Raw genomic sequence first — 11,680 nt, 5'->3', positions numbered from 1 at the left:
CTCCTATACAAATCTACCCATCCGAAGATGGACTAGCAGTCGTTGGATAACGTATCTCCCCGCTTTCCTTTCTGCAAAGAGAAAGCAGCAGCCCCGCAGACTTAAATCGTATTTCGAGGTCCAGTCCCATGACGACAACTACGCTGCCGGCGACGACCGCTGAGCTCACAAGCAAGCGCATCCCCTCAGTCGACGTTCTGCGTGGTTTCACGTTAGCCGCCATGATCCTGGTCAATGCGGCGGGCGAATGGCCCCATGCCTACTGGCCGCTGAAGCACGCCCAATGGAATGGCTGTACGCCGACCGACCTGGTCTTTCCGACCTTCCTTTTTCTTACAGGCACATCGCTGGTCTTCTCTTTCCGCTCCCGGCTGGCACGCGGCGTCGGAAAGCGGGAGCTATTCCTGCACACGCTGAAACGATCCGTCATTCTTTTTTTCATTGGCGTACTCCTGAACGCGCTTCCCTTCTTCCATCTGGGAACCTTGCGCATCTACGGCGTATTGCAGCGCATTGCCTTGTGCTATCTCTGCGTAAGCATCCTTTATCTATGGAACCGCAAACCGGCATTCCTCTTGTCCGTAACGGTACTGCTGCTATTGGGCTACTGGATTCTCATGCGCTGGGTTCCGCTGCCGGGCGGACTGATTCCAGGACGTGACGTTCCCCTGCTGGATCCTGTTCGCAACTGGGTGGCGATCTGCGATCGCTGGTTGCACCTGGGACGGCTGTACGAAGTAACCCGCGACCCCGAGGGACTCTTGAGCACGCCACCGGCAATCGCCACCACTCTCTTAGGAGTTCTGACTGGCATCTGGCTGCAATCGCAGAGAACCATCAAAGAGAAGAGCGCGGGCATGCTGATTGCAGGAGCAGCCCTGGTCGGCAGCGGCTTGTTATGGAGCGTCTGGTTCCCTCTCAACAAGAAGCTGTGGACCAGTTCCTATGTTCTCTTTGCCGCCGGCTGCGCCCTGGTCGCCTTGGGCCTCTTCACCTACCTGATGAAGGACGACCGCAAAGATAGCTGGTGGAGTTATCCCTGGCTCGTATTCGGCACCAATGCCATTGCCGCCTACGTTCTATCGGAAGTGATAGCCATCGCGATCTCCGCCATCCATATCCCCGGTGGCGACGATAAGCTCACGTTGAAGAAGTATCTATTCACCCATCTTTTCGCGCCCTTCGGCCCCGGGATGGACTCTCTTCTGTTTTCCCTCTTCTTCGTCCTTGTATGCTTTGTGCCGATATGGGTTCTATTTCGCAGGCGCATCTTCATCAAGATCTAAATTAGGACTGGGCACTCACAAATCTTTGCGCGCGGGTACTTCTTTGCAGCCACACGAGCGTCGAAGCACCAATCGATTGGCCAGCACAATCGGTTCCCTCTTCATCCTCTTACTGGGATGCCCCTCAAGTTCGGCGAAGAGAAGTTCCGCAGCCGTTCTACCCAGATCTTCTATGGGCTGTTGAACGACGCTGATAGACGGATGCAATGTCGCAGCCAGCTCAAAGTCATCGAATCCAAGCAGGGCAAGACGTGAAGGAATCGGAATCCTAAGTTGACGTAGTATCTGCACGACGGCAGAGGTTGAGCTGTTCTTCAGGGTAAACACGGCATCAGGTGGCCGGCGGCTCTTCAAATGTATGGCGAGCGAGCGAGACGCCAGGGCCATATCCTCCGCGCCCGTGTCCACCAGTGGCTGCAGTCCTGCTTCCTCCATCGCCTGACGATAACCACGCACCCGTTCACGAATCGTATAGAGCTCTGGTTCACTGACCAAACAGAGAATGCGCTTATAACCATGCTCGATCAGATGAAGTGTGGCCTTGCGAGCGGCTTCGAAATTATCCGAGAGAACACTCGAACAACCGCTGCCAAACAGTGGCCGATCGAAGGTCACTACCGGGATACCGCTGTTCCGGACAAACCTCGCAAGCTCCCTGTTTTCAGGATCGGAAGGCACAAGCAGCAACCCATCCGGCCGATGCCGCATCAACACCTCCAGGCTGCTCATCTCATCGCCGCACTGGTTCCTGGTAACAGCAACGATCAGCAGAGAGTCGTGAGCTCTGGCTACTTTGTCTGCTGCTTCCGCGCAGCTGGCGAAGAAGTGATCGGCGATGCTGGGCACCAACAGGCCTACGGTTTTGGTGCGTCCTCCTTTGAGTACGCGTGCCGCATGATTCGGCATATAACCGAGTTCTTGAATGGCGGACTTGACCTTCCGCATCGTCCCTGCGCTGACGTTGACGCCGCCATTGACGACACGCGATGCCGTACCAACACCAACACCAGCCAGTCGAGCCACCTCTGAAAGTGTTGGTTGCGGATTGCGCTTTCTCATTAAGGCTGGTCGAAGTCCATCTGCGAAATCTTACTCCAAACTGAATATTTTATAAACTAATTTCCTTTTGCCACTTCGCGGCGATATAGGCCCAAATACTGGCTTCCCTTTGCACACGCCAAAGTTTTTCCTATGAAATCCACTTTTACGGTATTGACAGTTCACTGTTTGCTTTCTTACTATCGTCGCCAATTTGGAAACGTTTCCAAAATCTGTCGGCGCAAGGATGTCCTGCACGCCCGGGCAACCTCGCAGGCAAGCATATCTACGTGGAGATCATATGCAGGATCAAGCGAAGAGAAATTCCATCTTGTCCGTAAACCTGTCTCGGATGATCAGAATTCTGAGATTCTCCTCTCTCCCCCTCCTGCGTCGACAGTGGAGCCGTTGTAGCGAATGCCAAAGTAACAGCTCATAACGAGGCCAATGGGCAGGACCGCATCGTGCAAACTACAGCCTCTGGCTCTTACACCATCACGAATCTGCCCCCCGGCAATTACACGGTGAAGGTGGAAGCAAAAGGATTCGGGACCAGGGAGCAGAAGGGCACCCATCTCGACCCCAACATCGGCAGCCGATACGATGTCGCACTGATCGTAGGCGAATCGAACACAACGATCGAGGTGCAGGCGGACGCGAATACACTGCAAACCGAGTCTGCTGCGGTAGGACAGTTGGTAACCAGCGAGCAGGTGAAATCCATTCAGTTGAATGGTCGCAACCCCATCTATCTCTCCCAGTTGGAACCGGGTGTTACCCGCAATGCTCCCTTGTCGTCTTTCAATTTCTCACCGGACTTCTCGGGACCTACCATCAACGGCGCGCGCAGCAATGAGAGCATGCTCACGCTGGATGGAGCGCCCATGATCCGCACACGCGCAAACGGTACATCCACTGGCGTAGGCGACGTCGATTCGATCTCTCAGGTTCAGATTCTTACGACGAGTTATCCTGCACAGTATGGCGGTACGTCAGGTGGCGTCATCATCCAGGTCCCGAAGAGCGGCACTAGTAATTTTCACGGCACGGCTTATGAGTATCTCCGCAACTCATTTTTCAACGCCAACACCTGGACCAGGAACCAGTCAGATCAGGTTGCGAACAGTGGTCATCCACCCCCCTTTCGCTACAACCAATTCGGCTGGAACCTCGGTGGCCCGGCCTATATCCCCCATGTCTTCAATCAGAACAAGCAGAAGCTCTTCTTCGAAGCCGGTCAGGAGTTTCTCCGGTACCGACAGAATGCGACACAGACGGGCACTGTTCCTACAGCATTGATGCGCGAGGGAAACTTCAGCGAATTACTAGGGCCGAATATCTTCTACAAGACACCCGTCCAACTGGTGATTCCCGGAACAAAGCAATCGTATCCGAACAACGTGATCACGAGCGGCCTTAGCCCTAACGGTATTGGGCTACTGAATTCCTACCCGCTGCCGAATGAGACAGGTAACTCCGGCTTCAACTGGGAGGCCTCCGAACCGTACCCCCAGAACCAGAGAAAAGACACGCTCGTTCTGGATTACATCCCCTTTGAAGCACATCACATTCGCTTCAGCGTGTTGAACTATAACTACAATCAGATAAGTCCCTTTTCCAGTAACTTCACCCACTTGCCTCAAGTGTGGAACTGGCCCAACCAGGTCGGTATCGTCCATTACACCTGGACGATCAATCCGACGACCGTGAACGATGCGACCTTTTCAGCCTCGGCAGATCATGTAACGATCACCAACGATCTATCGAGTGGTCTCTATAACCGCAATCTTTATGGAATTGATTATCCGTATCTCTTCCCTGCCGACCAAAAAGAAACTCCCAATAAAATTCCGACGGTTGAAATTGCTAACTTCACAACAGTAAATGGAGGTCCGTATCCCTCGCACTCAGGTGGCCCTATCTTTACTTTCGCCGATAATCTGACCAAGGTCATAGGAAGACACACTTTGGTGTTCGGTGGAGTATGGCAGTACTCAGGAGAAAATAACAACGACCAGATTAGTGTGAGCAGTACTACCCCTGGCGCAACGAACAACCAGAACGGCCAGTTCATCTTTACGGACAGCCGGACCGGTCATCCCACCACCAACGCCGCAGTGGCAAATACCGCGCTGGGCCTCTTCGATACCTATGGTGAGATTGGCCAGAAGACCTACACACTATTCCGTGGACACATGTACGAGGGCTTTGCACAGGACCAATGGCGAGCTACACCGAAGATGGTGCTGGAGTACGGCATCCGTTACAGCGTCATGCAGCCTTACTCCGCACTCTGGAGAAATCAGTCCGTCTTTGATCCGAAGTCCTATAATCCCGCAACGGCGCCAACGGTCGACCCCACCACCGGATTTACAACAGGGGGTGATCCCTATGATGGTGTAGTGATTCCCGGCAGCGGCTTCCCCAGTTCGGCCAACGCTCACCTTCCTGCAAATATTCTGAATGGACAGTTTCAGGGTCTCTTCCGCGGTTATGGCTCCGGCTACTCCAAAACAGTTTATTCAGATGTTCAGCCGCGTGTCGGCATCACCTATCAATTCAACCCGACAACTGTCTTGCGCGCCGGCGGTGGACGTTTTGTTCAGCGCGTGGGTATTAGTGACTCGGTACAACTAGGCGGCAACGCTCCCTTCCAGAACAGTGAGACGGTCACAGCCGGGTCTGTAGATAATCCGGGCGGAGTAGGAACAAATTCCCTGCCGCTGGCCCTGTCCTCTCAGGCATACAACTTCCCCAATCCCGAGGCCTGGAGTTGGAATGTCGCGGTAGAACAGGATTTTCCGAAGTTTGCTACGCTGACCCTCTCGTATGTAGGACGTCGCGGTCTTCATCTTTCCCAGTTGGAGAACATCAACCAGCTTCAACCGGGCACGGTGCAAGCCAATCCGACCGTCATCGCACCGGATGCACTACGACCCTACAAGGGGTTCTCAACCATTCTGCAGGATACGAATGCAGGAAGCTCCATCTATCACTCGATGCAGCTCAATCTAAAACGCCGCATGACGAAGAACGTACTCTTCGGGGTCGCTTATACCTGGTCGAAGAGCATGGACTTCGGATCGAGTGCGGGCTACGAGCTTCCGAACTACTACAACACTGCCTCAAACTATGGTCCTAGTGACTTCGACATCCGCAATATCTTCGTATTGAACTATGTCTGGGATCTCCCCTATGCATCGCACTCGACCAGCAGGCTGGTTCGCAGCACGCTCGGAAACTGGCAGATTTCCGGCGTCACTCAAGCGCAGACCGGTATCCCAGTGCAAATCGGCACCGGGGACGACTTTGCCGGGGTTGGTCCGGGAGCAGGAACTCAGCTATGGGATGTAACCCACACTCCGTACCTGCAGAAGCGATTCAGTGGAAACGGCAGCACCGGTCACTGGTTCGACCCGACGGCGTTCGTTCAACCTGCGCCCGGCACTCTGGCGCCGCGCGGTACTCGCAACCTCGTGTATGGTCCAGGCTTCCAGAGCTGGAACATGGCACTGATCAAGAACATTCATCTCATTCCTAACCACGACAATCATGTATTGACGTTCAAGGCAGAAGCCTTCAATCTCACCAACCATCCGAACTGGGATGCGCCAGATAGCAACCCAACGAGTTCCACCTTCGGCGAAGTGACATCGAAGGGAACGACCTACGCCTCGGATCGCGAGCTGCAGTTTAGCCTGCGATATGAGTTTTAGGACTCTCGGCACAGGTGCAAACGATCCGGTTCCGCCTGTGCCTTGCACATTGTCACGAGTAACCGCACTCTCAAATCAACCCTGAAGCGCTCCAGACGAACAGCCGGAAATGCCAGTAAAACATGGCATTTCCGGCTGTTTGCTGTCCATGTCCTTTCGATAATCTAGGGCGTGTCATCAAACGGCACCTGGAGTCTGGTCGAATGGTGCATTCAGTTTGATGAGCCACGAATCGGAAGGGCCCGGTTTCAACCGGGCCGAAAAAGCCGGGTTAAAGCCTCCTTCCACTCTGCCGAAGGCTGAAGCGGAGGCGCAGCCGGAGCGACTGAATTGCTTTCTTTGAGTGCGGCGAAACGAGTGGGCACATCCTCGAATGTGTCCCCGGTGGTCCTCGTGCAGCCTGGGCCACACGAAGAAAGGCAATTCAGGCGTTGCGCCCTGTGGGCTTCACTTCGGCCTTCGGCAGAGTGGAAAGAGCCTCTCAACGCTGCCTTTGCGGCATGGCTGAACAGCTGAAGCCATGCCCTTCCGATCCCTGCCTCATCAAACTGAATGCACCATTCGACCAGACTCCAGGTGCCGTTTGATGACACACCCTAAGTCGCGATAAATGATTACCTTACGGAAGGGTTTGTTTGCTTTTTGCATTTCTGGCTATCATTCCGATAAACGGCACAGTATCCGGAGAAGAAGCAAAACTTCTTTCTTTTCTTAATTTATTTAGTTGCAAACCTGTCTGTACTCCTATACAAATCTATCAATCCGAAAATGGACCGACGGTCGTCGGAACAAGCATCTACCCACTTTCCCTTTCCTGAAAAGAGAAAGAAGCAGACTTGCAATCGTTTTTGAGGTCCGGTCATGACGACAACTACGCAGCCGACAGCGGTCGTCGAGCATACAGGCAAACGCTTGTTCCCGCTCGATGTTCTGCGTGGCGTGTTCCGATGTGGGTTCTATTTCACCGGCGAATCCCCATCAAGATCTGAACAGAAACCGCAATTTTAACCTTGCGCGTTCAGTCTAGTTGTATATATGATCAGACAACTTTAACAACTTGTTTCATAAAGTTCCACCTCGGCCCTTCGCGGGCGTTGAACCAGTGATTTTTTTGCTGCGGTTGTTGCTACCCGTAACAGAAGGAACCAGGAGAGTTCACGTCAGACACCTGGCACGATGTCCAAAGCCATTCCCTCTAACGGCGGGAACAGGCGGTGTTGATCTTTCCGTTCCACGTATTCGCAGGCACGCAGATGTTCGCAGGCAGACAGTTTTTGGAGGACACCACAAATCCAAAAGCCTATATCCACCCTATTGCCGCAACAGATTTACTTTCGGAGGCTCCACATGCGTACTCAACGAAACCTAAGAAACTGTATTTTGGTGTTAGCGCTAGTCCTGCTGGCCTGCGCTCCCTCTTTCGCTCAAACCATTACCGGATCCATCACAGGAACCGTGACAGATCCGAGCGGAGCCGTTGTGCCAGGCGCCAAGGTGGTCGCAACCAATGTGCTGACAGGCGTAGCCACCCCCACAACGACCAATCCAAACGGCATCTATTCGCTGCGTTTTTTGCAGATCGGACAATACAAGGTCACGGTTGCGTCACCCAACTTCGCAAGTCAGACCACTAGCGTCTTCACCCTCGAAGTCGACCAGGAAGCCCGAATCAATATAGGGCTCAAGATCGGTGAGGCCTCCAGCACTGTCGTTGTTACCGATACCGCACCCATCCTGAATACCGAAAATGCAACAACCGGCGATACCATCACAGCCGAAGCGGCCACCGAGCTTCCAGTCCAATCCCGTAACTTCTCCTCGCTCACGCTATTGGTTGCCGGAGCGATCTCTCCTAATCCCCAGGCCTTGGATAATGTAGGCCGCGGCGCATACAACGGCGGATTCGACGTCAACGGAAATCGCGAACAGAGCAATAACTATACCCTCGACGGCGCCGACATCAATGAAGCCATCGATAACTACATCGGTTATAGCCCCAACGTCGATGCGCTCGGAGAAGTACGCATCATCACCGGCAACTCCACGGCAGAGTACGGCAACGCCAACGGCGGCCAGGTAGTTATGGTCACCAAGAGCGGCACGAACCACTTCCACGGCAATGCATTCTTCTTCGGTGAAAATCAAAATCTGAATGCCAACACCTGGTCCGCCAAACACACTAACCAGCCCCGCTCTCCCTTCAATCGCGCGATGTTCGGCGGCACCTTCGGCGGCCCCGTCCTCCACGATAAGCTCTTCTTTTTTGTTGACTATCAAGGAGCCCGCCAGCATTTTTCGGCGGTAGAGAGCCGAGCCGTGGTCCCCGCGGCCTTCCGCACCGGACCGGGAGTAACAAGCTCCGCTGCGCTTTATCTCTTTGCCCATCCCGAGCTTTATCCTGAGCCGAATGTTCCCGTAGCCCCCGGAACCGTCCTCGGCAACTACGTTGGATCTTCCAGCCAGGCGACAGTGAATGATCAGGGCGACGCGAAGGTCGACTGGAAGATCAGAAATAGCGATACCATCTCCGGTCGCGTCTCTATTGGCCGCGAGCATGATGGCTACTCCAAGGTAGCTCTGCCTACGGATATTCCAACCAATAATAACGATCCCTACACCGGTTTTATTTTGAACTGGACGCATATCTTCTCGCCTAGCATCGTCAATGAGGCGCGCGGGGGCATCGGTCGCACGCGCTACATCCAGACACCTACTGACGTCTCCGGACAGTGGGGACTTACCGGCAATGCGAAACTTGGCATACCAGGTACGCAACTAGTTCCGGGCTTCAGCACCCTCGTCATCGGCAATGGCGCTAACTCAGGATTTGTCGACGATATCGGCGCTCCGCAGGGACAGGACGGCAACGGAGATTACGGCGGCATCGACAGCGATAGCATCGTCAACGCCTTTACCTATGGAGATAACCTCACCTGGCAGCTCGGCAAGCAAACGTTGAAATTTGGCGGCCAGGCGCTGCGCTACCAGGAGAATCGTTACTACTCCGGGAATGACGGCACCCTTGGCCACTTTGACTTCAATGGCAATTTGACCCAGTTTCTCGCAGACGACGTTACCTCTGAGGGGCAGGGCGCGTTGACGGGACGCTGGGGTCAACGGCAATGGAGAGACGCCTTCTTCGTGCAGGATGACTATAAGTTCACCCCGACCCTAACGTTGAACTTCGGTCTCCGCTGGGAGTATGACCAACCCTATACCGAGGTCAACAACAAACAAGCAAACATCAACATCACCACCGGAGTCATTACCGATGCGGGCGTCAACGGAGCACCGAGAGCCCTGTACAACGCCTTCTACGCTGGATTTATGCCAAGGCTCGGTTTCGCCTGGTCTCCGCACATCCTCAGCGATAAATTCGTAGTCCGTGGTGGATATGGCATGACAAACTTCCTCGAAGGCACCGGCGCAAACCTTCGTCTTACGCTCAATCCACCGTTCTTTGTCGACGCCTCCTGCACCAATGTGCTGCCTTGCGCCAACGGAGCTGCCTTTCTCAGTATTAACAATGGCTTCTATCGTCCTTCCGACCCGAACGTCTTTGCGGGTACCGTGCGCGCCTGGCAGCCAACCCTGAAACCTGCGCTGATTCAGCAATTCAACCTCACCACGGAGTACCAACTTAACGACGTGACCTCCCTTACGGTTGCCTATCTCGGACAGAATGGAAATCATCTCGTCGATCCGCGTCAGGCCAACCAGGCGGCATGTTTTACGTGCGCTCTCCCCATTGCTACGCTTTCCAAAGTAAATCCGGCGTTAAGCCAGATCGCCAGCATCAGCTATACGGAATCCGAAGCTATGATGAACTACAACTCGCTGCAGGTAACTCTGCGCAGGCGTGTTAGCCATGGACTCGAGTTCCTGGCTAACTGGACGTACAGCAAGGGTCTAAGCAATAACCTTGGCTACTACGGTGCAAGCGGTGGCGCGGGCGATTCACAAAGCGCCTACTGGCAGGATGCCTACAATGGGGGCGCCGACTATGGTCCTACGTACTTCGATGCCAAGCACAATATCTCCTTCTCCGGCATCTACGAACTTCCCTTCGGCCGGGGTCGTCAATTCGGCGGTGGCATGAACCGCATTGAAGATGAGGTTGTTGGCGGCTGGAAGGTCAGCAGCATTCTGAGCGTCCACACCGGCTTCCCCATCACCGTCTCGTCTGACGCCTACTATTCGAACAAGGTCAACTCCAATGCGGCTCGCGGTAATCATCTTCGCGCCTTGAAGGTTGTGAACCGTTCGGAGACGAAGTGGTTCGGAACCGATCCTTCGGCAACGCCATGCTTTAGCGATATCGATAATGGAGTCTGCGCCTACAGCGAACAAAGCGCAGCGAGCTTTGGCAACGCCTCCGTCGGCTCGGAACGCGACCCAGGTTATCAGCAGGTAGACTTCTCTCTATCGAAGGATTTCCGAGTCACGGATGGTACTCACTTCGAGTTCCGCAGTGACTTCCTGAATGCTTTCAATATGGTCAGCCTGGCCCCGCCAAGCAACAACGCTTCGGTCAATTTTGGAAGCCCGGCCGGCACTCCCAACGCATTTGGCATCATCAACAACACCGTCAACGAGCCACGTAATATTCAGCTGGCTCTGAAGTTCGTCTTCTAGCTTAGGGGTGTTACTCAACCAGAAGACGGCGAAAGACACCTTTCGCCGTCTTTTTTACCGCCGCTCCACTGCCTTTCATCGGCATGACTGAAGTCAATCAATTCCCAGGCAAAGACGGGGTGAGGAGAGAGATTGTCGAAAGCACCTATCCAAACGCTCCCTCCCATCCAGCCTCTGGATAAAACAGGATTCATCCCTCTTTACTTCCAGATTCAGCAGACACTGATGGAACGGATTCGTTCCGGCAAACTGGGAGAAGGCGACCCTCTCGCGTCGGAAGAGGAACTCGCCCGTATCTACCAGGTAAGCCGAATGACCGCACGCCAGGCTCTGCAAGGCCTCAAGAACAGTGGCTACGCTTTTAGTCAGAAGGGACGAGGCACTTTCGTTACCCGTCCGAAGCTGGAAAAAAGCATCATGCACCTGAGAGGCTTTACGGAGGACATGAAGCAACGCGGCATGGTCCCCAGTTCCCGGCTTCTGGAACAGACCGTCGTGAAGACCACGGTAGAACTTTCAGCACAGCTAAAAGTTCATCAGGAAGAAGCAGTCCTGCGCTTGCGGCGGCTACGCCTGGCGGACGGCATTCCCATGGCGCTCGAAGTAACTCACATCCCACTCAAGCAATTTCCTGGACTGGAAAAAATCAGCTTCGCGAATAAGTCTCTATATTTCGTGCTGCGCGAAAAGTTTGGAGTGCACGCTGCCTGGGCCGATGAGGTGATTGAAGCTCTCCCCGCAACGCGCGAAGAGTCGGAGTTACTCACCATCCCGAAGAAGGCCAGCGTGTTATCCATCTCCCGCATCATTATGACGACGGAAGAGACACCCATTGAAGTAGCCTGCTCGCGTTACCGTGGCGATCGCTATCGCGCCTCTATTCGCATTCCAACCACGAATATCGAATAGCTCTAGACCATTTTACCTTTAGGTGTAGTTTCCGAACCGGAGTCTGAGCCATGCTTTTGCGTCTTGTGGTGTGATGGTCTGTAGAGCTTGAGCGGT

Annotated in this window: 5 protein-coding genes and 1 pseudogene; 5 read left to right on the top strand and 1 reads right to left on the bottom strand. The window is 54.1% G+C overall.

Annotation, left to right across the window (positions count from 1 at the left end):
* The first annotated feature begins 128 nt into the window (after positions 1 to 128).
* Positions 129 to 1,286, top strand: a complete 1,158-nt coding sequence (locus HDF15_RS12505) for an acyltransferase family protein (protein WP_184256016.1) — start codon at positions 129 to 131, stop codon at positions 1,284 to 1,286.
* A gap of 15 nt (positions 1,287 to 1,301) precedes the next feature.
* Here the strand turns inward: HDF15_RS12505 and HDF15_RS12500 are convergent, their stop codons facing one another.
* The gene (locus HDF15_RS12500; RefSeq protein ID WP_184256014.1) at positions 1,302 to 2,345 is read right to left on the bottom strand and encodes a LacI family DNA-binding transcriptional regulator; all 1,044 of its coding nucleotides are present in this window, start codon (positions 2,343 to 2,345) and stop codon (positions 1,302 to 1,304) included.
* 437 nt (positions 2,346 to 2,782) lie between these two features.
* On the opposite strand from HDF15_RS12500, the pseudogene HDF15_RS25905 reads away from it, so the two are divergent.
* The 4 genes and pseudogenes from HDF15_RS25905 to HDF15_RS12485 form a co-directional block, all read left to right on the top strand.
* Positions 2,783 to 2,878 (top strand): annotated as a pseudogene (locus HDF15_RS25905) (carboxypeptidase-like regulatory domain-containing protein); the annotation flags it as partial.
* Complete coding sequence (locus HDF15_RS12495; RefSeq protein WP_311733100.1) at positions 2,855 to 6,040, top strand: Plug domain-containing protein; 3,186 nt, start codon at positions 2,855 to 2,857, stop codon at positions 6,038 to 6,040. The pseudogene HDF15_RS25905 and the gene HDF15_RS12495, both read left to right, overlap by 24 nt.
* A 1,383-nt stretch (positions 6,041 to 7,423) precedes the next feature.
* Positions 7,424 to 10,675: a carboxypeptidase regulatory-like domain-containing protein gene (locus tag HDF15_RS12490; RefSeq protein WP_311733099.1), complete on the top strand. Its 3,252-nt coding sequence runs from the start codon at positions 7,424 to 7,426 to the stop codon at positions 10,673 to 10,675.
* Positions 10,676 to 10,807: 132 nt separating this feature from the next.
* Positions 10,808 to 11,584 (top strand): GntR family transcriptional regulator, encoded by a 777-nt coding sequence (locus HDF15_RS12485; protein WP_184256010.1) that lies wholly within the window; start codon positions 10,808 to 10,810, stop codon positions 11,582 to 11,584.
* Positions 11,585 to 11,680: the final 96 nt, after the last annotated feature.

The organism is Granulicella mallensis (genome assembly GCF_014203225.1).
Lineage (GTDB): Bacteria > Acidobacteriota > Terriglobia > Terriglobales > Acidobacteriaceae > Granulicella > Granulicella mallensis_A.
Note: the sequence above shows the minus strand (reverse complement) of the source record. Positions and strands in the feature narration are given on the sequence as shown.